Below are 23,855 nucleotides of genomic sequence, written 5' to 3' on the forward strand. Positions count from 1 at the left end.
ATTGGTTCAATATGAATCATATATACCTTCTCCTCCTTTCTTTTTATGAAGTACACTGAAATATTACTACACTTTTATTTATATATTAGTTATGATACCATATATGATATCTAATGGTCATATGTTTCATATTAGCAAAAGGAGATGTTATTATAAATGGATATTGGAAATACTTTAAAAAGAATAAGAGAAGCAAAAAATTTTACACAAAAAGAAATATCGGAAGGAATATTGTCACTAAGTTTCTATAATAAGATAGAAAACGGGAAAAATTCTTTAACTGTGCAATTATTTTTTGAAATTTTGAATAGATTAAATGTAGATTTCGATGAATTTTTTTTCATTCATAATAATTATACAAAAAATATCTATGATAACTATTGGTATAAAATATATGATTTTTATTACTTATCAGATTCAATCGGTTTAGAAAAATTAATCGAGTCTCTTGCTTTAGACTATCAAAATACAAAAAATATAACATTGAATCATTTATTGCATCTTGCTCATATAGTAAATTGTAGAATTAAAAATATTTTACCAGATGAAAAAGTCATTGAAGAAATTTGCACATATTTACTATCTATAGAGAGTTGGACTAAATATGAAATAAGATTATTTATCTCAATTATGGATGTATTTGACTTTGAGCTACTTCTTATTTTATCTAGAAAAATATTAAGTAGATTACGAAATTATTCAAAGAACCAAGAGTATGCTCATTTTATGAATGATGCTTTAATTAACTTAATAATTATTTGTTTAGAATCAGGGAAAATAAATGATAGTTTGTATTTTTTAAATTTACTAAAATCTCAAAGATTAGATGGGAAACATTTATATGAAAAAAATATAGTGAATTTTCTAGAAGGAATTTATTTATTAAGTTTAGGAGATAAAAAAGGTGAAGAAAAAGCAAATAAAACGATTGAAATATTTGAATATCTAGAAATGAAAGACCATGCAAAAAAATATAAAATCTTTTTAGATAAAATGAAGAATGAAAGAGTACAAAATTAGTTGTTCATAAAATTCGGATTATGTTATATTTTGAGGAAGAAAAGTTGAGAGCGTTTGCGTTACAAAAAATAAATGAACGAGGTGAATTTAAATGAAAGTTATTTTAGGTGCAGGAGCAACTTATTATGAAGGGTGGCACGCAACTCAAGAGGCGGAGCTGAATTTAGTTAATCCAGATGATTGGGAGAAGCAATTCTCATTCGCTTCGCTAGATGCATTATTGGCAGAACATGTTTGGGAACATTTAACTTTGACTGAAGGAGAGCAGGCAGCTAAACTTTGTTACAATTATTTGAAGCCAGGGGGATATCTTCGTGTGGCAGTACCAGATACTAATTTTCGGAATCAAGCTTATCAGGACTTAGTTCAAGTTGGTGGTCCGGGACCAATTGATCATCAGGCATACAGTCATAAGGTAGTTTATGATTATCAGACACTGCGAGAAGTATTTGAAAAAGCTGGATTTGAAGTAGAATTGCTTGAATATTGCAATAAAATTGGTGATTTTCACTATCATTATTGGAATCCTGCAGATGGTAAGATTGTCCGTTTACTACGCTATGATACACGAAATAGCCAAACAGGGTTGGGAATGATTTCGATTATAATTGACGTACATAAACCATTTATTTTAAAAGAAAAAGGTACAGACAAGGCTTTTTAAATGTAGTATAGTACAGATAGATGCTACGGCGAATAAAGTAGAAGGTGAACAGGTGTGAAGAAACGAACACGAAAAGAAGAAATGCAGCTAACTAGAGAAACTATTTTAAAAGAAGCGCGTATTTTATTTATGCAAAAGGGCTATAAGTCAACTTCAACGAGAGAAATTGCGCAAAAAAGTAACATTACCCAGCCAGCCTTATATCATCATTTTAAAGATAAGGAAAGTCTTTATATCGAAGTGGTCCGGGAACTAACAACTAATGTAAACAAAGCCTTAGAAACTGTTTTTAAGCAAAAAATGGCACCAAATGAAAAATTAACAGCAATGATTGTAACTTTAATGAACTATCATCCAACGAATATTATGTTGATGATTCACGATATCTTAAATGAAATGCAACCAGAAAATCAGTATTTACTGTTTCAATTGAGCCAAAATACGTATTCACGCCCATTTAGTGAATTTTTTGATGAAATGAAAGAGCAGAATTTATTGAGAGAAGATGTCTCTTCTAAAGCAGCAGCTAAATTTGTAGTATCTAGTATTAGTCCGTTATTTAATGGTAATCAAAAATTTGGTCCATCAGTTCCAATTGAAGAACAGGTGAGTGAATTAACTGATTTTATGTTATATGGTATTTTTAAAAAATAGGTGTAAAAATAATCATTTCTTCCCAATTGTTAAATAGTTGGGGAAATGGTTATTTTTTTTTTAATAATTAGAAATATAAATTAAATTTAAATAAAAAATCCTTATATATAGGGTTTTAAAAAACGTAACAATAGTGTTTTATTTTTATTAACATTTGTTGTTTTTTGTTTTCACTCTTCTGAAAGTAAAATAAAAAACAATATGCAAATCCGTTTATTATTTATTTGTTCAAATAAAAAAATTTTTATTTTAAAAGTATGTGATTATGTTAGAGTATAGTGTATAATAAAATAGTTAATTATGAACATTTTATTACAAGTGTTTGTAATTAGAAATAAATAAAAGAGAGAAGGAATTTAAATGGTACAAATTAAATTAACGCCAGATGAGTTAGAACAATCCGCAACAAAATACACAGAAGGTGCGGGTAATGTTCGTGAAATCTTACAACGTTTAAACCAAGAACAAGAGACTATCTCATCAAACTGGGAAGGTACAGCCTTTACACGTTTTGAAGAGCAATTTATTGAACTATCAGGAAAAGTAAATGAGTTTGCTGATTTATTAGATCAAATTAATAGACAACTGGTTGAAGTTGCTGGAGCAGTTAGAGATACAGATGCTGAGATTGCTAGCAAGCTTGGTTTCCAAGGCTAAGTATTAAATTAGAATTTTAAAGAGACGGAGGAGTTGAGGCTCCTTCGTCTGTTTTTGATGAATGAAGTGACTTTAAGAAGCAAATCCAATGATAAATGGATAGAGAAGTTACAAGATTCACTGTATGGCATCTATTTATGATTAGAGATTGCTTAGATATAAGTCAAAATTAGTTTATATTATTAGGCTAAACATTCAGTTTTTGAAGGATTAGGAGATAAAAAAATGAAGAAAAAATTAGTAATTGGCGTTATTTTTTTAGGTTTAGTAGGAATTCTTGGTTTTTCATTAACTTATATGGGGTTATTCACCAGTTCAAAAGCAGACGTGGAACAAGAAGAACAGGTTGCTAAAATGCGAATTGCCCTAGTAAATGAAGATTTGGGAACAGAATATGGAGGCATTCCTTTTTCATTAGGAGAAAATTATGTAAAAAAAATCGAGAAGGATATGAATCAGAATTGGTATGTGGTTAGCCGTAGTATTGCTGAAAGTGGGCTGGCAAATGATACGTATAATTTGATGATTGTTGTACCTAGCGATTTTTCAGCAAATACATTTAGTTTAGATGAAGTGATTCCTGAAAAAGCTGAAGTTAGCTATAAAATTAATGCAAATGGCAATAAAGATGTTGAAAATGAAGCAGTAAAAGTTGCTAAAAATACGATTGCAGAACTGAATAAAGATTTAATTGATGTGTATATTTCATCCATTTTAGAAAATCTGTATACGGCACAAAAAAATGTCGGCACGGTAATTGGCAACCAAGTTGAAAAAATTAATATTTATGGTGATCAAGTTTATGAGCCATTAGAAGGCTATACGAATCAATTCTCTTCTATTAAAGCAATTGGCGAGCAATCTAAAACAGGAATTGAACAACATAAATCAGTTTTAAAAAATTACCTAGAGTCGGTTGTTTCTTATGGCACGAATCAAAGTGAGTTTGATAAAAGTTTACAAGTACTTATTAGTGAGCAAGAAAAAAATAAATTGGATTATACTAATTTTACTACTGGATTAACAGACTACGGTCTAATGCTAGGCAATGAAGAAACGCAAGCTTTATACGAACGCCTTGTAGAGCAGAATAAATTAATTGGTAACGAATTTACTTCAGCAGATATGACCTTGCTTAATCAGATTAGAGGAACAGAAGAGTACATTGCAGATGTCAAAGCAACTATCTTGCAACAAAAAGAAGCGATTGAAAATCAATTTGAAGATGATAAAAAAGTATTAACGCAAAGTGTCACTGAAAAATTAAGTAATGAATACAATTTGAATCGTGGGAAGCTAAGTATTGCCCAATTGTTAGCTCCAGAGGGCAAAGATTTAAATGCTAACTTAGCAGTTAGTCAAGCTCATGAATTAGAGCGGATCAATAATTTAGCCAATAAAATTTCACAATTGGTTTATTGGAATGAGCGCAGTTTAGCGGATAGCCCCTACCCAGATGGTGCTAGTAAAGGTGAGATGACAGCTTTGTTAAGTCAGATTAAAAACTATCTTTCTGTCACAAGTACGAATGACAATCTTTCAAGATTGGTGACAGCAGATGAAGCAGCTGCAGGGAATTTACAAAATCCTCCCCATGCTACGCCTGCTGAAAATCCAGATAAAATTGCCAACTATAAAGATTTGAATTCGATAAAAGTTGATCTAGTAGAAACAGAAGATCGAGCGAACTATAGCCAACTAATTTATGACACTACAGGTGGAGTTAAGGATTATTCGGTTTTGACGAATTTAAACCTGAATGTTGTAGTTCCTTCAGAAGTTAAAGTGACCTCAGCGGCAATAAAAGTAGCGGATGGCGAACGACAGTTATCCTCTAGAGAGCTTAGAGATTTATTGACGCCTACACGAACATTGGAGTTAAGCGGTTTAACACTAGGTTCTAATTTTTATCTACATTTAGAGTATCAATTTAATCGAGCAGGGGCGAGTGATCCTGATTTTGATTTAATTGATTTAGTCGATAAAGCGATTCAGTTAACGATTACACCCGTGTATGGACTTTCAATTACTCCGCCGATTATTGATCCGCCTCCAAGTGTAGATAATCCGGTAATTACACCGCCACCGCCAATCTGGATACCAGATACACCCTTAAATAATAGCCAAACAATCGGATTTCCAACGAATAACTTTGATAAAACAGACTATTTAGTGAAACTTAGGGCTTATGATGATTTGCGTTATGCTAATGGCGTTTGGACTGGAAAGTACATTCAAGACTATCAAACAGTTCTTGATGAATTGGCGTTATTGTTTGGTCCGTTGAATAGTGAAACAGGGAATTTAGATAATTTAGATAAGCCTCGTCAAGCATCAAAATTTTATAATGAATTAATTAATGATACTGAGAATTTTAATGTTTTTGATTTGCTCGTTAAATTAATGCTGATTGAACCAACGGCAATTTACAATGACTATTTAGCTAGTTTTACCAACTATGAGGTTCAAGCGGACGAGATGGAGTTAAAGGTAGCGGGATTAAATGACAAAATTGTTGAGACAACGGAAACAGCGAAACAGCTAAATCAAGAGGTGGACAATCAGCTTGATAATTTACGGGATTGGCAGAAAAAGATTAGCGAGCTAGAACGAGAAGGGACGATGACGGATGCTTTAACCGAGGGTGAGCATCAGGGGACAAAACAAATTGATGCCGGATTAAAGGGGTTATTAGTTTATAGCGAAGGTCTTAAAACTAATTCAGAATCAAATATTGAAGATTTAAAAACAGTTAATTCAGTTTTTGATACCTTTAATCAAGATGCCTTAGCTATTCAAAATAGTGGGCTAGCAGTGACTGAAAATACGAAAAGCTTAATGAATCAATTCCAAGGTCAGGTAAAAGAAACCGAAGATTTTTCTAAGACTTTTAATGAAGTATTGAAGAATGGACAACAAAATGGAGTGATTAATAATCAGCTCGTTGATTTTTTAGCTTCACCAGTTAAGGAAAAAGACAATGGTCGGATTTCTAGTGGGGATGCATATTATCCTTATTTAATTATTATTGCGTTATTTATTACAGCGGTCTTTACAGCCTATGTGTTAGATTTGAAAGTTTGGCAAGTGCGTCAACTGAATAGTTTCCAAGTTGAAGAGAACTTGCTTATTCGCAATTTACCTTTAGTGCTTTTTGGCTTAATTGCAGCGATTGCTGAAGGTGGGATGATTGCCTTTATCAGCTTTAGGATGCAGCAGCTGAACACAGATATCCAGTTAAATTGGATACTGATAGTAGTCTTGATTCAGATTGTCTTTGTCTTCATGGCGACATATTTACAGCGACAATTTAAAATGTTGGGGATGTTTATTAATCTGTTCTTATTTGCTTCGTATTTATTATTAACAGAAGCTGTAGGAAAAGCACTGGATAGTGAAACGATTTTTTATCGCATTCGGGATTTTTCACCATTGAATACGGCAGAAACGATCTTAAGCAATAGTGCCAATCAGATTCCTAATCCGACTTCTGTTTTAGTGAATTTTCTTATCTTAATTCCGATTGTGATTGTCTTAAATCTTGTTGTCTGGTTTCCCAAAGAGAAAGAAAAAAGCCAGCCACAACCACAGGAAGTAGAGGTGGAAGTATGAGAAAAAGACTCATCCGTTTCAGTTTGATGGTAGTGATGGGAAGTTGTTTTTTTGGAGTAAGTGTTTTAGCAGATACCAAGCTTGCTCCAAATGAGCTTCAAATTAAAGCAGATCGAATTGAGCAAAACAATAGTGTCAAACAAAACACAGAAACAACTGCGACAGATAGTTTATTTAATGAAGAACAGATGGAATTGTATCAAGGTATTAAAGCAAGAGCGGAGCAGCAATTTAAAGTTGAAGGAACGACCTTATTTTTAAATCCAGCTGAAAAGGTAAATCTCTATTCGGCGTCAGACTTATTTAGTGAAAAAGAAGCAGCCACTTTGCCCATAACGCAAGGTGGTATCGCTTCTCAAGTTAAGATACAAGCAACCGGGGCAAATACACAAGCTCTGATGTTTTTAACGATAGCTGGCTTAATGATCTTAATTATAGGGGCAGTGGTTTCAATATCAAATTACCGTAAAGGAGTTTAACTATGGAGCAAAAGTATCATATCAATGTAACTGTAAATTATCAGCAACAACCAGATAAACAAATGGATTTAAGAGTTTCAACGCATCAAACCGTAAAAAATTTTATTATTGAATTGGATCAGACGTTACACATCCAACGAGAAGACATGCAATTATATCAGTTGAAAGTTGTAAATAAAGGAATATTATTATCGGACAATCAAAAAATTCATCGCTATCCAGTAACAACAGGCGACCATATTATTATTTATTAGGAGACGGGGAATGAACGTGAAAGAGATTAAAGTAATGAAGTTTGAAGACCATAACTATTCTATGAATAAGCAAGAAGATGAATGGATTTTACATTTAAAAAAATCAGATGCGCACTTACGCAATGAACAAGAAATTAATTTACTCTTAGAAGAAAAGAAAGAATTTCTACCGGTAACGATTCAAAATAAAGAAGATGCTTTTATTTTCCACTTCCAGCCTATGGCACATGGAATCTCTTTTGAGGAAATTTTGACAAAATCTCGCGCTGAAAAAATTCGGACTGCGTTGAATTTAGCTGTTTTTGAAAAATACGTTGATGGTTATTATACCTTCTTTTTAGATCCAGATAATTTGCAATTTGATTTGAATCTAGTGCCTTATTTGGCTTATCGCGGGTTGAAAAGTGGGGTTCCACCAACTGAAGTGACAGCTGAAAAATTCCTGCGTCAATACAAATCCATTGTGATTGCTTTATTCTCTAAAAAACAAACATTCAGTAGTTTATATGGTGGCAACCTAGAACGTGCCAAAGAAACAGGCTTTATCAAAACGGTTGCAAAGGCCCAAACGGTTCAAGAAATTACAGACTACTTAGTCAAAGAGCATCATAGTACAGTTGCTAGTGATGAGAAGAATTTACGTGTTGTTTCACGTCGCAAATTCATCACCTACAAACAATTAACGATTTGGTTTAGTGTCGCTATTTTGATTCTCATGATCCCTTTAGTGTATCTTGTTGGTTTTAGTAATCCTCATCAAGACAAGCTATTAAAATCAGATACCGCCTTTTTAAAAAATGATTATGAAGGTGTCATTACTACGTTGAGACCCATCGCTACTGACAAAATCGAAACAACACAAAAATACGAATTAGCCTATGCATATGTGCAAGGAAAAGATTTATCGGATAAACAAAAAGCAACCATTATGAAGAGTATTAGTTTAAAATCAGCTCCTGCTTATTTGGATTATTGGATTGAAAATGGTCGTGGAAATCTAGACGAAGCCTTAGCTCTTGGGAAAAAACTAGAAGATAGTACGTTAATCTTGTATGCACTTCAACAAAAAATTGAACAGATTAAAAATGATCCTGACTTAAAAGGTGCAGATTACGAGAAAAAACTAGAAGAAGCCGAAGCAGAATATAAAAAATACAATGAAATTTATCAAAAAGCGATTGAGGAAATGCAAGGCAGTGAAGCCAAAGAAAATGTTCTACTAGATCCTACTGCGACAGATAGTTCAAGCTTAGAAAAAAATCCAGCACAAACAGATAGCAGCAAGTAGGGGAGGAAAACAAATGAAATCAGTAAAATTAAGTATCAATAATGACCACTACTTGCATCAATTAGTTTTAAATCCTAAGGAAAGTTATAGGATTGGCAGTCAACCGCACCATGATGTTTACTTTCCAACAGCAGAACTAGCTGAAGGTGAAGTGGGAGAGGAATTGCAGTTGGATTTCCATGAAGCAAGTCAACAATGGGGCTTTCAGAATGCAGATGTAGCAAGAGTTCTAGAATTAAATCACGAGAATGAAATTAAGCTAAATCAAACTACGCTAACCTATAATTTACTTGAAGTGACCGATCCCGTGGCGTATCAATTAGACATTGAAAAAAATTGGCATATTGGTTCGGATAATGCGGCAACTATTCAATTGCCGAATCAGATGCTAGAAAAATATACGGTGACACGAACAACCGACGGCTGGGAAATTCAACCGTTGGGCTGTGGGTTATTTATCAACTATTATTATCAAACAACAAAAACGCAACTAAAAGCTGGCGATGTTTTATTTTTAGCCGGTCATTTCCTCACCATTTTTCAAGATGAACTGCACGTAACAGGGAATGGCAATCTCACTGTTCATTTGCCTAAATTAGCCGAATCGAGTCATGGTTTTTATGATGAATATCCTGATTATCATCGGTCGCCACGGATTATTTACCGTGAACCAGAAGAAAAAATTACAATCAATACGCCAGACAACGAACCAGCAAAACCAAGCGAGCAATTGCTAAAAATGATTCTACCGCCTCTAATGATGATGGGGGCAACGATTGCCATGAGCTTTTTACAATCTCGTGGACCGTTTGTCCTAATTACGGCTGGAACCACGGTTGTTACTACGATTTTTTCGATTTCATCTTATCTTAAAAATCGAAAAAAATACAAGATTGATTCCGCCGATCGGATTCGGATTTACACTCACTATTTAATGAACAAAAGCGAAGAGCTATACAAATTAAATCAAGAACAACGAAACGGGAGATTGTATCATTATCCTGATGTTCAGACGTTAACGAAGGAAGTTGCGAAGTACAATCATCGGATCTATGAGAAGACGCCGTTACACTTTGACTTTTTAACGTATCGTCTAGGATTAGGTCGTGTTGAAACTAGCAGCGACATTAGTTATAAAGGCAGTGATGGTCAAAAGAAATTAGATGACTTGTCCCAAGAAGGAATGGATGTATGGACTGGGAGTCGGTATGTAGAAGGTGTTCCCGTAACGACGGAGCTAACTTTGGGACCTATCGGGTATATTGGACCACGCCCGTTAGTGTTAGAACAACTCCAACTTTTAGTGAATCAGTTAGCTTTTTTCCATAGTTACCATGATTTACAATTTATCACGATTTTTCCAGAGGATGAATTAGCTGAATGGAATTGGATGCGTTGGTTGCCTCATGCGACGTTACAAGATATGAATGTTCGTGGCTTTGTTTATCACCAAAGAAGCCGTGATCAAGTGTTAAATAGTTTGACGCAGATTCTAAAAAATCGTAAAAATGCACAAGATGAAAACAAACGAGATGCCGATAGCACGATTTTTACGCCACATTATGTGGTTTTAATTACAGACGTGAAGCTGATTCTCGATCATACGATTATGGAATTCTTTAACGAAGACCCAACAAGCCTAGGCTGTAGTATTATTTTTGTACAAGACGTCATGAGTAGTTTATCGGAAAATGTGAAGACGGTGATTGATATTCGGGATCGCAATACAGGAGTGATGGTTTTGGAAAATGGCGAGCTAAAAAATACGCCTTTTGCCTTGGATCATTTCCCCGCAGAATTCGATAAAGAACAGTTGCCTCGAACGTTAGCGCCAATGAATCACTTGCAGAACTTGAAAAATAGTATTCCAGAAAGTGTGACCTTTATGGAAATGTATCAAGTTGAGCGCTTTGAGGAATTAGATGTTCAAACACGCTGGGCGGCTCACTCGCCTCACAAGAGTCTAGCGGTGCCATTGGGTTTACGAGGCAAAGAAGATGTGGTGATGCTGAATCTTCATGAAAAAGCTCATGGACCTCATGGGTTAGTCGCTGGAACGACAGGATCAGGGAAATCAGAGATTGTCCAAAGTTATATCTTAAGTTTGGCTGTGAATTTCCATCCATACGATGTAGCGTTCTTATTAATCGATTATAAAGGCGGAGGAATGGCGAATTTATTCCGAAACTTGCCGCATTTATTGGGAAGCATCACCAACTTAGATGGCGCTCAAAGTATGCGTGCCTTGATTTCGATTAATGCCGAATTAAAACGTCGTCAACGCTTATTTTCAGAGAACAATGTCAATCATATTAATCAATACCAAAAGCTCTACAAAGATGGCGATGTGTCGGAGCCGATGCCGCATTTATTCTTAATCAGCGATGAGTTCGCGGAATTGAAATCAGAACAGCCTGAGTTTATGAAGGAACTGGTTTCCACCGCTCGAATTGGGCGTTCTCTAGGGATTCATTTAATCTTAGCGACGCAAAAACCAAGTGGTGTCGTCAACGATCAGATTTGGAGTAACTCAAAATTCAAATTAGCCTTAAAAGTAGCGGATCGTGCCGATTCTATGGAAATGTTGAAAACCCCGGATGCCGCAGAAATCACGCAAGCGGGACGTGCCTACTTACAAGTAGGGAATAATGAGATTTATGAATTGTTCCAAAGTGCATGGAGTGGTGCGGATTATCAACCAGATAAAGACGAATCTACAGCCGAAGATTTAACCGTTTATGCGATTAATGATTTAGGTCAGTATGATATTTTAAGTGAAGATTTAAGTGGCTTGGAAAATGCGGACGAAGTGAAGACTGTGCCGACGGAATTAGATGCGATTATTGATGGGATTCACGCCATAACGGAAGCGGCGGGGATTGCGAGCTTGCCAAGACCGTGGTTGCCACCGTTGGAAACACGGAATTACTTGCCGATTTTAGATCCAGTGGAATATGTAAAAGAATGGGCGAATTCAGAAAAAGGTGAGTTAGAACCCGTCATCGGGATTGCGGATATTCCAAGCATGCAGGCGCAAGAAACCTTGAGCTTGAATCTAACAAAAGAAGGACATTTAGTCGTCTTTTCAAGTCCCGCATTTGGGAAATCGACGTTCTTACAAACGTTAGTCATGGGCTTAGCGAGAAAGCACAATCCGGCTCGTCTCCACGTGTATTTACTTGATTTTGGAACCAATGGACTCTTGCCGTTACGCAGTTTGCCTCATGTGGCGGACACCATGAACTCGGATGAAGAGGAAAAAATCGGTAAGTTCATTCGCCGAATGAGTACAGAAATCAAACGTCGCAAGAAGATGTTAAGCCACTACGCAGTCGCGAATCTAGCGATGTATGAAAAAGCCAGTGGGAAAGAAGAGCCTAATATTCTTATCGTTTTAGATGGATTTGAAGGGTATAAAGGCATGAAATACGAAGATGCCTTAGACAAATGCTTAACGCAAATCTCACGAGAAGGTGCGGGGATTGGGCTGCATTTAGTTATTTCTGCTGGACGTACGGCGAGTATGCGAGCGAACTTACAAAGCAATATCAAGCTGCAATTAGTCTTGAAAATGATTGATGAAAGTGATGCGAAGTCAGTGGTAGGACGTACGGACTTAACAATCGAAGACTTGCCAGGGCGTGGGTTGATTAAACTAGAAGAACCCGCCTTGTTCCAAGCGGCATTGCCAACAGAAGGGGAAGATACCTTGGAAATTATCGATGCAATCCAACAAGAAGCGAAGGAAATGAATGGGTATTGGACAGGGGAGAGAGCGGAAGAGATTCCGATGATACCGGAGATATTGGAAGAAACAGATTATCTACGTATGCTTGGTGTGAAAGAAACTCTTTCTACGCCAAATCTGTTTCCAATGGGGCTGGATTTTGAAGAAATTCAAAGTGTTGTATGGGATGCGAATAAATCAAACTTCTTATTTGCATATGGAAAAGTACAGGATGGTGAAAAAGTTGCGAAACGATTTATCGAACGGATTCTTTTAAAAGAACAAAAATTATTATTGTTTGATTTACCAACGAGTGAATTATATGCCTTTCATACTCAAGTAAATGCAGTAGCAACAACGAAAGAACAATATACAGAGTTAATAGGAGCTATTCAAGAAAAGGTAGCGGAACGAGTGACACAATTTGAGGAATTTAAAAAGGAAAACAAAGAAAGTTCACCAACAGAATACTATCAAAAAGTGGAACCAATTTATGTCGTACTAAATAACAGTATTAAATGTGTTGCGAATATGGATAGTAAGGACAGTGCAATCTTAGCGAAACTAATTGAAGAAAGTCGAATTCAAGGGTTCCGTTATATCGTACTAAATGATTTATTTGAGCTAGGAAAAGCATATGATGAAGTGAGCAAAGTGCTAAAACGTTTTGAAGATGTCATCATAACTACCCGATTAAATGATCAAAATGTCTTTACCGTAAATAATAAAGACTACAAAGAGGAAAGTTTAAAAGAAGATGAAGCGTATTATATTACGGATAGTTATGCACTTAAGATTAAACAAGAACATTAAAAGGAGTTTGACTTTATGAAAAAAAGAAGAAAAGTCATTATTGGTCTAGCGTTATTAATATGTATAAGTGTAGTAGTAAGTGGATGCAAGTCGAAAAAAAATATAGTGAAAGAAATGACTCCGTTAATGTATGAATATCAAAAACGTCCTTTGATGGAGTATTTTAGCTCGGGGGAAAGTAGTATTCTTATACAAAATTCAGCTAGTAATGTATTGGAAAATGGAGATTCATTAACTAAAGGTATGGTTTTAAAATACTACCCGACAGAAAAAAAAGCTTATGGAGAATATTTTGAATGGTTATTTCCTAAAGAAGATGGTAAAGAAGATGAAGAAAAAAATTTTCCTGTAATGTATGAAAATGGAAATTATTATATGAAAGAAGGCATCGAGCTAACAGAAGAAATAAAAAATTTCAAGTTTATGGTCGAAGAATTTGATTTTACTCAAGAGTATACAAAAAATCTTAAAATTGAAAAAAGTGGTTATAACTTTGAAGTACCAGATTATTCACTTTTATATGAATTGCCTAAAAATGATGACATGATTAAGAATTATATAAAGAATAAACAGTTGTTGAAGTATGATTATGCGACTGATATAGGATTTAGTAGGAATGGAAATGGGTATTCGGGTGGAAGAATAAAATTAAATATTCATCGAAATCCAAATATTTACATTAGTGAATCGATTAGTAGAGATACAAGTGAAACAAGTGGAAATGATTATCGAGCATTATTTTTAGGAGAGGAGACAGAAAATGAGCAAGAAACATCCGATTTACAATAAAAATGGGGAAAGTACCAGTTCGGTTTCAAAAGTTAGTTATGGTATAGAAACGTTGTTAGTAGATGGAGCCAGTGCAGACGATATACAAATTTATATAACTAGTTTATACAAAGACGAAAATTTCCCACCTAACCTTCAATACATCGACAGTTATTACGATGAAGGTGGAACCTGTGGTGTTGCTTTTCTAGATACAACTACTGGTAAAGTGGTATTAGGATACGCAGGTACACATATGGACGCAGATGGAATGAAGGATGTATTAATAGATGCGGGTATTATACTAGGAAATACAGGACATTCGGCACCAGCAGTCGATTTTTATAACGAGATTGCAAAAGTAGGCTACCCTATTACACTTACAGGACACTCTTTAGGTGGAAATATTGCCGTATTAGTTGCTTTAATTACCAATAATCCAACAACTGTAACCTATAATGGTGCGCCGTTATCTGTATCGAATGGAATTGAAATTTTTCTGAATTTTCTTAATGCAGGTTTTCCCGAACAACTTACAGCAGAAATTATGATGCAGATATTGTCTTCAGAAAATAAAGAATTCTTAGAAGAATTAATGAAAAATTTTGATGGAGATATTACTCGATTTGTATCAGAAAAAGATGAGTTAAATGGTATATCTGATGTATTTGAGGGGGTTTATATTGGAAATGAATATAGGATTTACAATAAAAATACTCATTCAATTGATTTCTTTTTAGAGGAGGATATGCAAACGTATCTTACAAAAATTCTAGACTTGGAACAACAGAAAACAATTTATGAAGACGTTGGAGTAGATGTAGATGGTGATGGAAAATTAGATGTGATTCGTTCGGGGCGTCAGTTAGTAGTAAAGAATTTATTAGGAACCCCAGGAGCTAATGCTGGTGGTAGTGGTGGAAAAATTCAGATTAATCCAGAATCACTGCTGAACCTAAGTGTGAATATTCAAGGAATGGCACGAGATGATATGGTTTGGGTGAATCAAAACATTACACAATGTGAGTCTAAAAATGAGTCCATTACAGGTTCATTTGAAACAAGAAAAGAGCAGTTAAATCAAGCTGTGGTTGACGGTTTAAATGGTAGTGGTTTAGGAACCTTGTTAGCGGGGATTAATGATTCATTTGGGAAGATAAAAGATAAAAAAAGTACTTTAAAGACCGTCGCAGACTTCGATGCTTATTCCATTACAAGAAAGTTTGATTATTTAGGAGAAAGTGGAAAACGAAAATGGTTTAAAGGTGGGGATGAATGGACGTTTCCTGATGTAAGTGATTTTGGAAAACAGTTGAAACAATTGATGTCTGCTAGTAGTATTTTAATTCATAATATTGAAACAAATGGGGAATTTAACTATACCACAAATGATGGCAGTACAAAAATTTATCAGTATGATACAATTTCTGATATTTCTAAAGCGATTGTAGGAATTACCAATGGACTAGAGCCGAAGATCAAAAAAGTATTTAAAGGACTTGGTTTAAGAAAGGGAAATAATGATGGAATTTCCCAATCCTTAACAGAAGTATTTGAAATTGAGCATCAAAATGCGTCTGAATTGGCTAAAGCATTGTCAACCATTAGCGCCCTTAGTACGTCTATTGCGATTAATTATCAAGAAAAGGATAAGTGGATTGCAGAATCAATAAAAAATGGAGAATCTAGTTCAGCTCCTAATGTACTAAACGTCCCAAAAACGTATGAAGCTTTCTTAAAAGAAACACAAATTTTTGATGATGTGAAAGATGTTTTACAAGCTTTTGATAAACAAGTTGAGAAGCAAAGTCAGGACTTAAGTAAAATAATTGGGACGTCCTATACGGATATTTTAGATAGATTGGAAGCCAAGACAAAAGTAGTTAGTGAAGGAATGAATGAATTAAAAAACATGATTAATGCTCTTTCAAAAGAAATGGATAAAGAGATTACTTATGAGGATGAAACAATGAAATTAGTAACTCTACCAGTTGATACAAGTAAAACAGCATCTCCAGGTCCAATCGCACCTATAAATAAGTGGGAGAAAGAAACTAAACGAGGGAGTGCAGGAGTGTTGAGTAGTCATTTTCCAGGAGATGTACAAGTTGCTATTAAAGATCTCAAAGATAATGTTTTACCTTTATTAGATGTATTTAATGCAGTCCTCACTGCATCTCAAATGTTTAATAATGAAGTGAATACTATGGAAAATTACTTAAAATCAGTAGTAGAAAAAGCGGTATATACAGCTTTAGATTTAGATGAAATAGTTAAAGTTCAGATGCTTTCAGGTGAGGTCATTCAGCGGATGATGTCTGAATTAACCAATTTAGATGATAGGTTAAAATTTGGTAACATAGGATTAGCGATTAAAAGCTTATCCTCTCAAGTTGGAGCTGTAAAAAAATTATTAGGTTATTTCAATGAATTGATACAAAATTGTTTTGGTCAACAAATTGGGGGCTCTAAAAGTAGCAGTTCCAAAGGACAAAAAGAGAATAGTTATACTGGAAGTTTTTAGATGGAAAAACTAAACTATATTGTTTATAAAGATATATATAAATAGGACATATTCTTCTTGAAATGCAAGGATTTTTAACAAATGGTCTCTTTAATTTTTGAAATAAATTAAGGAAATGAAAAAAATTAAAGAGGTTATGATTTGTGTAAAATAAGTATAGTACAGTGTTTCTATACTTATTTTATTTATACATAAAATTGCCAAGACCGTGGTTGCCACCGTTGGAAACCCGGAATTATTTGCCGATTTTAGATCCAACGGAGTATAGCGAAGAATGGGCACGTCCAGAAAAAGGCGAATTAGAACCCGTCATCGGGATTGCGGATATTCCAAGTATGCAGGCGCAAGAAATCTCTAAAAGCTTCAGATCAAGTAACAGTTGCAACAAATGTGAAGTCTTATGGTGAGGTAGCCTTACCCGTAGAGGAATGTTATTACGTAATTGAAGGAATTGCACAAAAGATGAAAGTACCAAGACTAAGTGAGGTGTAGGGATGAAGTATAAGGCAATAGTAGTAGGATTGTGTTTGGGATTATTGGTAATAGGAGGATGCAAAATGACAAAATCATATAGTTATAAAGAAATTATCGAGAGTGGAAAAATTGATGTAGAAAAAGCAAAAGCATCAGGTTATGTAACAATGGAAGAAAAAGAAAAATTAGGCTATTACACAATAGATGCTTCTTCTAATCGAGGAACAATCAAGAGAGCGTACGAACAAAAAGATGAAATTTATGCCCATATTCGAGAAGAAGTTGAAACAAGTTTAGGAAGAGACATTAAGATATTGGGAATGGAGGCACCGTTTCCTTATGATGCTGTAGACATTACATTTGTATCGGTTGACGAACCAATTGTAAAAGACATGATGACAATAAGTTTATCTGATAATGGTTATTTCAGTGAAGGGGCAACAAAAAGTGAGGCTGGAAATGGGTTTCAAGAGGATGTTATTATAGGCTTATATTTTATGGCCTATAAAGAAGAGATTAAAGAAATGTCGAAATATATTGAAGAAACTTATCCACAGTATCAAGGATTTCCAGCTAATTTAATGGATTATACAGATAAATTGGATCCTTTTATTATGATTCATTTTACAATTCCAGATAGAAATATTGAACGAATGGATAATGCGGAAAAAGAGAAGGCAGAACTTTTTGCCTTATACAAGGACAATCCAATTCGGAGTGATGAAGAGTGGAAACAGCTATTTGAAGAAAAAACTAATCTAGATTTTTTAGTGAATGTAAATCTGGTTATTAGGGATGAATCTAAAATACCAACAGAAAAAATGGCAAATGAAATTCTAGATGATATAAAAATAAATCCATTATTTAAAAATTATTTTTCATATGGAACGATGATTTTATCAAATTTATGGGATACAAAAAGGAATCATAGTTTAATTCGAGAGAATTATGCTTGGACTCGTGATCAAGAAAAAGTAGGTGATTCATCTAATGGGAACTAATATTAGAGGGATTAGTCATGAAGCAATGATAGAATTGAATGGATTTTGGGCATATGAAATTCAGAAAAATCCAGATGATTATGATGTGGATACCGGTTATCCAAATGTGCCAAGTGGTTCAGTTTCACCAGACACGGCAAAAAATTCAGGTTATCAACATAAATAATAGGACAACGAGGTAAACGTAAGCTATGAAAAAATATAAAATAGCCGCTCTATTAGTAAGTAGTGTACTGATTTTAACAAGTTGTAAGTCTCTTCAAGATGAAGCAAATAAATCTGTGGAGAGCTATCGTTCCTCATTAAAAGAAGAGGAATCTAGAACTAGTACGAGTGATTCTAGTAATGTAAGAACAATAGATAGCAATGAAGGAAAGGCAATGGTTACTGAAAAAGTCGAGGTGTTGTTGCCACCATTTTTAGAAGATGAGACTGTCAAGAAAGAGTCTGAAAATGATATAAAAATGTTCTCAAAAATTCAAGAATTTTATAATGATAAAGAAATAGAATTCTATAGTAAATCAATTACTTTTTTGAATGCATATAGTTATTATGATTCTAGTAATGGAGAGGTTATTTTTAGTGGTATTCTTGTCAATGGTACGTCTAATGAAATAACGGAAATAAGTGGATTTATCGGAGATATAAAAATTGACAAATATCCTGAAATGATAAGTGCAGTTGGAAGTTTTAATCTATCAGAAAAATATTTTGGAACTTTAAAACCTAAACAAGCAATAACTATTTTAATCACAGCACCAATAATGCCATCAGAAAAGCAGATGCCAGATAAAGATATTATTTTTGAAGAAAAAGAAGTTACAGCGATTCCGTATGGGTTTGAGTATACAATAGTAGAGAAATGAAGTAGAAAGGAATTAATTTGGATGACAAAATTAAAATTGAATCTTCAAGATGCCCAAGAACGAATAACGGGTTTGAGCACAGCAATTGACAACTATTTAGTTGAAATTGATATTCTTTTAGAAAATGTAAATTCACAAAAAAATAATATGAGTGAACAGGATCAAAAGGATATTTTAAAAAGCATGAGTAAAGGAGTAGCAGATGCTTTTGATTATAAAACATATTGGAAGGGACTAAAATCGTTAAAAGCCGCTCCAATTATTTGAGTTGCATTAACAGCAGTCACAGCGGGAATGGCTGGATATGAAAATTTTAATGATGCAAAGACCTAAGGGTTATCGGATAGTGAAGCATCTGTGGCAACAACAATAAATACAGTAGCAGTAGATATAGCACTTCCTAGTGCTATAACCGCGGAGATATAGTTGGTGGTTGGTTAGGATTCGGGTGATGTTAAAACTATTCATAATAGATGTATGAGGAGAAAATAGTATGAATTTGAATAAATATGAAGAAGAAGATTTTTATGCATATAAATATAGTTTAAAGATAAAAAAGAATCAAACACCAGAAACAATTGCTAGCTTTTTAAAAATTTGGTTAGTGTTTTGTTTAGGAGTGATAGTATATTTGTACCTTGAATTAAGTAATGGGTATGGAGAACCTATATCTTGGATTATTTTTGCATGGTTAATAGTATCAGTTCCGCTAAGTTTACTATTTACTATCAAAAAAATTTATCAAAGATTTCAAGCAACTCAAGCAATTTTGTTCTCTCAGTCACTTTTTTTATTTGGAAGTTCATTTGTGATTCTTTTCAAAAATTTGCTAATTAGTAGTCCTGAAAATATTCCACTATCTGAAACTGGTTTTAGACCATACTTTATATTTTATAATATATATATATATCTATGTATACTGTTAGTTCTTTTAGGAAGTTATTTATATTTTAAAAACTCATTAAAAAGTGGAGCATTTAGAAAAGAAAATGTAGAGGCTAACGAAAAAAAATCCAAAGTTAAGTATATGGCTCCTAGTCTCATTACCATTATTTCAGGTGGATTTGTTATTAGTATGAGTAAAATCGATTTAATTTGGGGTAATCATGTACTAATTTCTGCTATTGCAATCCCAACGTTTATGTTATTTATTTTTGCAGCACCTGGTCCCCTTATTATCAGCTACTGTAAAAAAAGGTTTCCTGATTTTATAATTAATTATAGTCATGAATAAGTCGGGAAAATGGTATTAATATTTAGGAATTAAAATTGCGGTTTTATCTTGGTTAGGATTTTAAAATATGAGCTATTTTTAGAATTCTATAAATATAATAAGATAAGGAGTTAACAAATATGCAATTAAATCAATTTAAAGAAGAAGATTTTTATACAATTAAAGAAGGATTTAAAAAGAATAGATTTTCGCCAGAAAATTTTAATATTCTTTTGAAAGTATGGATTTTTTTTGGTATTTGGGTAAGTATTTTTTATGTGAATTACTTGTTCTTAGGTTATGAAGATTTGCTATATTTTATAATTACGATAGTTTCGATTATATCAATTCCTATTAGTTTATTATTTAGTTTTTTTAGTTGATGTTTTTTTATTTGCTTCTTTCCCAATACTAATTTCTAAAAATTTATTAATTTCGGGTTATTCAAGCCAAAGTTTGTCTCAAAGCGGTTTTTCAAATTATTTTTTTGTATACAATATATTTATTTATTCTATGTATTTTTTTAGCATGTTTAGTGGGTATGTTTATTATATTCGGAAAATAAAAAATGGTGACTTAAGAAAAGATTCAGAACAAAGAAATAGTGGCAATGAAAGGAATAGAATGATATATATACCACCTAATTTAATGGTATTTTTAGTAGGTATAGTAATCTTTATTAGTAACACGAATATTATTAAAGGAAGTCATGTTCTGATATCTATATTTTCAATGATTATATCAATGCTTCTGTTATTTTTTGTGTTACCGTTATTTGTGCCGTTTTATTGTTTGATTAAATTTCCTTCTTTTACACAAGAATTTAATAGTGAAGAAAATAAAAAAGAAAAGAGATGAGTAAGTATGATAGTATCAGAATCTGCTTTTGTAATGAATAATTTAATTACGTATGAAGTTGAGATGGAGAAAAAAAATTGGGAAAAAGGTTTTGCAGTATTGAATAGAATTATCTTAGATAAAGTAGCTATAAGTAATATTGCAATTGATATGGCGTTAGACTATCAAAATAGTACTTTAAAGGGTGGTTTTTTGTTAATGAAAGACAAGTATGGAACGATTGCACCAAATACAGGAATTGTTGAGTTATTTAGATTTCCGAATGTAGAAGAATTTTATTTGGAACCAGCAGTAGTTGAAAGTGATGATTATCTGATAAATGCAGCTATTTCTTATGGGAAATATAAAGAATTACTAGTAGAAAAATAAGTGTAGGATTACTTAGAAAAGTGGTCAATTTCAGTAGGAGGATTTTAATGAGTAATGGTCGTCGTATGTATCAAAAAATTAATTCATTAGCAGGTTACATGATTGTGGTACAAATTTTTGCAACAATGGCTATTTTAGTGGGTGGATTTTATCTTAATAGTCAGACGTATCAAACTGTGAATATGACAGAGTTTGTTGTTAAAAACTTAGTGCAGTGCGGTTTATCTGTCTTTATTTTAACAAGAGAAATGGCGGAACCGTCAGTTGGAAAAGCTTTTTTCATTTTAATAATAGCTTGTTCAATTGGTTGGATGAGGTACAATGTAATGTTTGCGACTGGATTTTTTGTAAGCTATGGATTTTCAGGAATAGCATTAGTGATCATGGCAGTTGTTCTGTTGTTTTTTCAGTTTAATTATGAACAATATCGAGATAAATAATCGTTTATTTACTAGAAAGTACGGAAAAGCTATTTTAAATTCTAAATTTACTCAAGCTTTAACGAAATAGAGTAGTAACGTGGGATAGGCAGTGTTTTTGGAGCTGTTAATGAAGCTAAAAAGACAGTTTTAAATACATCAGAAAATGTAAAAGAAGGTCTAGATAATTTTGTAGATAGTGTTTCTTCAGTGGAAGGAGTTGCGAGTTGGTTTGGATAATGTAAAAGAAAAAACTATTTATCAAGCAACATTTGAAGAAAGTGAACAGTTAGTACAAGAAAAAAATATTAAACGCGCTATCAAAGAATCAGATCCGCATACAGTAACCAAACGTTTTTTTGGTGTTCATATAGCATTCTTATTACTTTATATAATGTATATATTTCTTAAATTTATTGAAAATGGCGCTCCAGTAGCTATCAATATACTTTCTTTAAGAATTCCGTATTTTTGGTTAGTGATAACTTTAATAATAATGCTTATACATGAGTATATTATTTTAAAAAATAAAAATAAAAAAAATATATCATTATCGTATTATTATAATTTGACAATGCTAATATATTCGTTTGTTTTTATATTGTTTATATTTCTTTTTCTATTGAGTTTGGTAAATTTAGCTCTAAATAGTTTTTGGATTATTATGCTTTATGCTATTCTTTTTGTAATATTTATTACAACACAGAATAATTTGATGAATAACTCAATTAAAGAAAATTTGTATGGTACAGGAAAAAAGATAACTAGTATACTAGGCATATTTGAAAAATATCAAAAAAGTTTTGGATTAATTGGAGGAATCATCATTATTGGTAAAACTATTCAAAGTTTTTTTGTAAAAAACCAAATATCTGGTCAAAATGATTTTATAACTAAACTATTAGAAGTTTTTTCTCCAATGTTGGCATTTGTAATGGTTTTAATCCCAATCTATATGAAATCAGAAATTTTGATAGGGTATTATTTATCTAAATATTCAGAAGAATATCGATTGAAATATGGCTATTCAAATTTAGAGTGGTATGGTAAAAAGTCAAAACAATATAAAAATGAATTGAAGACTCAAGTTCAAAAAAATATATGATTGAAAGTATTTAAGAAAAGTAAAAAAATTAAATAAAGTAAACATTGTGTAAAATAAGTAGAGTGGGAAGTTTCTATACTTATTTTACATGTACATACATTTAAGATTAAACAAGAACATTAAAAGGAGTTTAACTTTATGAAAAAAAGAAGAAAAGTCATTATTGGTCTAGCGTTATTACTATGTGTAAGTGTGATTGTCAGTGGATGTAAGTCGAAAAAAAATATAGTGAAGGAAATGACTCCGTTAATGTATGAATATCAAAAACGGCCTTTGATGGAGTATTTTAGTTCGAGAGAAAGTAGTGTTCTTATTTCTAATTCAGCTGATGAAACATTAGAAAATAGTGATTTAATAGTGAAAGGTATGGTGTTAAAGTACTATCCGACGGAAAAAAAAGCATATGGAAAATATTTTGAATGGCTCTATCCAGAAGATGAAAAAAAGAATAATGAAAAAAAAGAAATTCCAGTTATGTTTGATAGTGAAAATTATCATGTGAAAGAAGGCATTGAGTTAACAGAAGAAATAAAAAACTTTAAGTTTATGGTCGAAGAATTTGATTTTACTAAGGAATCTACAAAAAAATTGAAGGTTGAAAAAAGCGGCTATAACTTTGAAGTACCCAGTTATTCGCTTTCATACGAATTATCTAAAAATGATGAAACAATTAAAGATTATATACAAGATAAACAGTTGGTAAAGTATGATCACGCGACTAAGATTGAATTTAGCAGGGATGGCAATGGGTATTCTGGAGGGAAAATAAAATTAAACATTCATAGAAGTCCTAATGTATCAATTAACGAGTTTATTAATACAGATTCAAGTGAAACAGAAGGAACTGATTATCGAGCATTATTTTTAGGAGAGGAGACAGAAAATGAGCAAGAAACATCCGATTTACAATAAAGACGGGGAAAGTACAAGTACTGTTTCAAAAGTTAGTTATGATATAGAAACGCTGTTAGTAGATGGAGCTGGTGCAGACGATATACAAATTTATACAACTAGTTTATATAAAGACGAAAATTTCCCATCTATTATTCTTGATTTTCATATATCAAAATTTAAAGTTATAGGAGTTTAA

Annotated in this window: 23 protein-coding genes; all 23 read left to right on the forward strand. The window is 32.9% G+C overall.

Features of this window, described 5'->3' with window-relative positions; all coding sequences use genetic code 11:
- The first annotated feature begins 156 nt into the window (after positions 1–156).
- Positions 157–1,020, forward strand: coding sequence for a helix-turn-helix domain-containing protein (locus tag BR43_RS12035; RefSeq protein WP_034562264.1), 864 nt, complete (start codon positions 157–159; stop codon positions 1,018–1,020).
- A gap of 91 nt (positions 1,021–1,111) precedes the next feature.
- Positions 1,112–1,684 (forward strand): class I SAM-dependent methyltransferase, encoded by a 573-nt coding sequence (locus BR43_RS12040; RefSeq protein WP_034562266.1) that lies wholly within the window; start codon positions 1,112–1,114, stop codon positions 1,682–1,684.
- 54 nt (positions 1,685–1,738) lie between these two features.
- Positions 1,739–2,338, forward strand: coding sequence for a TetR/AcrR family transcriptional regulator (locus tag BR43_RS12045; RefSeq protein ID WP_034562268.1), 600 nt, complete (start codon positions 1,739–1,741; stop codon positions 2,336–2,338).
- Between the two features lie 360 nt (positions 2,339–2,698).
- Positions 2,699–2,995 (forward strand): WXG100 family type VII secretion target, encoded by a 297-nt coding sequence (locus BR43_RS12050; RefSeq protein ID WP_034562271.1) that lies wholly within the window; start codon positions 2,699–2,701, stop codon positions 2,993–2,995.
- 225 nt (positions 2,996–3,220) lie between these two features.
- Positions 3,221–6,607, forward strand: a complete 3,387-nt coding sequence (esaA, locus tag BR43_RS12055) for a type VII secretion protein EsaA (RefSeq protein ID WP_034562272.1) — start codon at positions 3,221–3,223, stop codon at positions 6,605–6,607.
- A complete protein-coding gene (locus tag BR43_RS12060) occupies positions 6,604–7,086 on the forward strand; it encodes a hypothetical protein (protein ID WP_034562274.1) in 483 nt (160 codons plus the stop codon). The genes esaA and BR43_RS12060 overlap by 4 nt, the downstream gene beginning before the upstream one ends.
- A 2-nt stretch (positions 7,087–7,088) precedes the next feature.
- On the forward strand, positions 7,089–7,340 hold the full coding sequence (locus BR43_RS12065; protein WP_034562276.1) for an EsaB/YukD family protein: 252 nt from the start codon (positions 7,089–7,091) through the stop codon (positions 7,338–7,340).
- Between the two features lie 10 nt (positions 7,341–7,350).
- Positions 7,351–8,628 carry a type VII secretion protein EssB gene (gene essB / locus BR43_RS12070; protein WP_245617862.1) on the forward strand — a complete coding sequence of 426 codons (1,278 nt, stop codon included), beginning with the start codon at positions 7,351–7,353 and terminating at the stop codon, positions 8,626–8,628.
- A gap of 13 nt (positions 8,629–8,641) precedes the next feature.
- Positions 8,642–13,168, forward strand: a complete 4,527-nt coding sequence (essC, locus tag BR43_RS12075) for a type VII secretion protein EssC (RefSeq protein ID WP_034562278.1) — start codon at positions 8,642–8,644, stop codon at positions 13,166–13,168.
- Positions 13,169–13,183: 15 nt separating this feature from the next.
- The gene (locus BR43_RS12080; RefSeq protein ID WP_034562280.1) at positions 13,184–13,957 is read left to right on the forward strand and encodes a tandem-type lipoprotein; all 774 of its coding nucleotides are present in this window, start codon (positions 13,184–13,186) and stop codon (positions 13,955–13,957) included.
- Entirely contained in the window at positions 13,929–16,460 is a 2,532-nt protein-coding gene (locus BR43_RS12085) for an SA1320 family protein (protein ID WP_034562282.1), read from the forward strand. Before BR43_RS12080 ends, BR43_RS12085 begins: the two co-directional genes overlap by 29 nt.
- 197 nt (positions 16,461–16,657) lie before the next feature.
- A complete protein-coding gene (locus tag BR43_RS19935) occupies positions 16,658–16,867 on the forward strand; it encodes a hypothetical protein (protein ID WP_169741055.1) in 210 nt (69 codons plus the stop codon).
- Positions 16,868–17,017: 150 nt separating this feature from the next.
- Complete coding sequence (locus BR43_RS12090; protein ID WP_034562289.1) at positions 17,018–17,935, forward strand: hypothetical protein; 918 nt, start codon at positions 17,018–17,020, stop codon at positions 17,933–17,935.
- Complete coding sequence (locus BR43_RS19940) at positions 17,925–18,101, forward strand: hypothetical protein (RefSeq protein ID WP_157464023.1); 177 nt, start codon at positions 17,925–17,927, stop codon at positions 18,099–18,101. Before BR43_RS12090 ends, BR43_RS19940 begins: the two co-directional genes overlap by 11 nt.
- Positions 18,102–18,126: 25 nt before the next feature.
- Positions 18,127–18,801: a hypothetical protein gene (locus BR43_RS12095; protein ID WP_034562296.1), complete on the forward strand. Its 675-nt coding sequence runs from the start codon at positions 18,127–18,129 to the stop codon at positions 18,799–18,801.
- Between the two features lie 21 nt (positions 18,802–18,822).
- Positions 18,823–19,068, forward strand: a complete 246-nt coding sequence (locus BR43_RS12100) for a hypothetical protein (protein ID WP_034562297.1) — start codon at positions 18,823–18,825, stop codon at positions 19,066–19,068.
- Between the two features lie 226 nt (positions 19,069–19,294).
- Entirely contained in the window at positions 19,295–20,035 is a 741-nt protein-coding gene (locus tag BR43_RS12105) for a hypothetical protein (protein ID WP_034562299.1), read from the forward strand.
- A 119-nt stretch (positions 20,036–20,154) separates the two neighbouring features.
- Positions 20,155–20,397 (forward strand): hypothetical protein, encoded by a 243-nt coding sequence (locus BR43_RS12110; RefSeq protein ID WP_034562301.1) that lies wholly within the window; start codon positions 20,155–20,157, stop codon positions 20,395–20,397.
- 481 nt (positions 20,398–20,878) lie between these two features.
- The gene (locus tag BR43_RS12120) at positions 20,879–21,241 is read left to right on the forward strand and encodes a hypothetical protein (RefSeq protein WP_034562304.1); all 363 of its coding nucleotides are present in this window, start codon (positions 20,879–20,881) and stop codon (positions 21,239–21,241) included.
- 47 nt (positions 21,242–21,288) lie between these two features.
- Positions 21,289–21,681, forward strand: coding sequence for a hypothetical protein (locus tag BR43_RS12125; RefSeq protein WP_034562307.1), 393 nt, complete (start codon positions 21,289–21,291; stop codon positions 21,679–21,681).
- A gap of 211 nt (positions 21,682–21,892) precedes the next feature.
- Complete coding sequence (locus BR43_RS12130) at positions 21,893–22,765, forward strand: hypothetical protein (protein WP_034562309.1); 873 nt, start codon at positions 21,893–21,895, stop codon at positions 22,763–22,765.
- A 138-nt stretch (positions 22,766–22,903) separates the two neighbouring features.
- Positions 22,904–23,677, forward strand: coding sequence for a Csa1 family protein (locus tag BR43_RS12135; RefSeq protein ID WP_034562311.1), 774 nt, complete (start codon positions 22,904–22,906; stop codon positions 23,675–23,677).
- Positions 23,649–23,855: a hypothetical protein gene (locus BR43_RS12140; RefSeq protein ID WP_034562313.1), complete on the forward strand. Its 207-nt coding sequence runs from the start codon at positions 23,649–23,651 to the stop codon at positions 23,853–23,855. The genes BR43_RS12135 and BR43_RS12140 overlap by 29 nt, the downstream gene beginning before the upstream one ends.

Source organism: Carnobacterium gallinarum DSM 4847 (assembly GCF_000744375.1).
GTDB lineage: Bacteria > Bacillota > Bacilli > Lactobacillales > Carnobacteriaceae > Carnobacterium > Carnobacterium gallinarum.

Bases quoted from the DNA above. Each gene is read 5' to 3' on its own strand.
- BR43_RS12135 (WP_034562311.1), top strand. From the start codon at position 22,904: ATGAAAAAAAGAAGAAAAGTCATTATTGGTCTAGCGTTATTACTATGT.
- BR43_RS19940 (WP_157464023.1), top strand. From the start codon at position 17,925: ATGGGAACTAATATTAGAGGGATTAGTCATGAAGCAATGATAGAATTG.
- essC (WP_034562278.1), top strand. From the start codon at position 8,642: ATGAAATCAGTAAAATTAAGTATCAATAATGACCACTACTTGCATCAA.
- BR43_RS12125 (WP_034562307.1), top strand. From the start codon at position 21,289: ATGAGTAATGGTCGTCGTATGTATCAAAAAATTAATTCATTAGCAGGT.
- BR43_RS12050 (WP_034562271.1), top strand. From the start codon at position 2,699: ATGGTACAAATTAAATTAACGCCAGATGAGTTAGAACAATCCGCAACA.
- BR43_RS12090 (WP_034562289.1), top strand. From the start codon at position 17,018: ATGACAAAATCATATAGTTATAAAGAAATTATCGAGAGTGGAAAAATT.
- BR43_RS12105 (WP_034562299.1), top strand. From the start codon at position 19,295: ATGAATTTGAATAAATATGAAGAAGAAGATTTTTATGCATATAAATAT.
- BR43_RS12080 (WP_034562280.1), top strand. From the start codon at position 13,184: ATGAAAAAAAGAAGAAAAGTCATTATTGGTCTAGCGTTATTAATATGT.
- essB (WP_245617862.1), top strand. From the start codon at position 7,351: ATGAACGTGAAAGAGATTAAAGTAATGAAGTTTGAAGACCATAACTAT.
- BR43_RS12110 (WP_034562301.1), top strand. From the start codon at position 20,155: ATGCAATTAAATCAATTTAAAGAAGAAGATTTTTATACAATTAAAGAA.
- BR43_RS12035 (WP_034562264.1), top strand. From the start codon at position 157: ATGGATATTGGAAATACTTTAAAAAGAATAAGAGAAGCAAAAAATTTT.
- BR43_RS12060 (WP_034562274.1), top strand. From the start codon at position 6,604: ATGAGAAAAAGACTCATCCGTTTCAGTTTGATGGTAGTGATGGGAAGT.
- BR43_RS12085 (WP_034562282.1), top strand. From the start codon at position 13,929: ATGAGCAAGAAACATCCGATTTACAATAAAAATGGGGAAAGTACCAGT.
- BR43_RS12040 (WP_034562266.1), top strand. From the start codon at position 1,112: ATGAAAGTTATTTTAGGTGCAGGAGCAACTTATTATGAAGGGTGGCAC.
- BR43_RS12100 (WP_034562297.1), top strand. From the start codon at position 18,823: ATGACAAAATTAAAATTGAATCTTCAAGATGCCCAAGAACGAATAACG.
- BR43_RS12095 (WP_034562296.1), top strand. From the start codon at position 18,127: ATGAAAAAATATAAAATAGCCGCTCTATTAGTAAGTAGTGTACTGATT.
- BR43_RS12120 (WP_034562304.1), top strand. From the start codon at position 20,879: ATGATAGTATCAGAATCTGCTTTTGTAATGAATAATTTAATTACGTAT.
- esaA (WP_034562272.1), top strand. From the start codon at position 3,221: ATGAAGAAAAAATTAGTAATTGGCGTTATTTTTTTAGGTTTAGTAGGA.
- BR43_RS12065 (WP_034562276.1), top strand. From the start codon at position 7,089: ATGGAGCAAAAGTATCATATCAATGTAACTGTAAATTATCAGCAACAA.
- BR43_RS12140 (WP_034562313.1), top strand. From the start codon at position 23,649: ATGAGCAAGAAACATCCGATTTACAATAAAGACGGGGAAAGTACAAGT.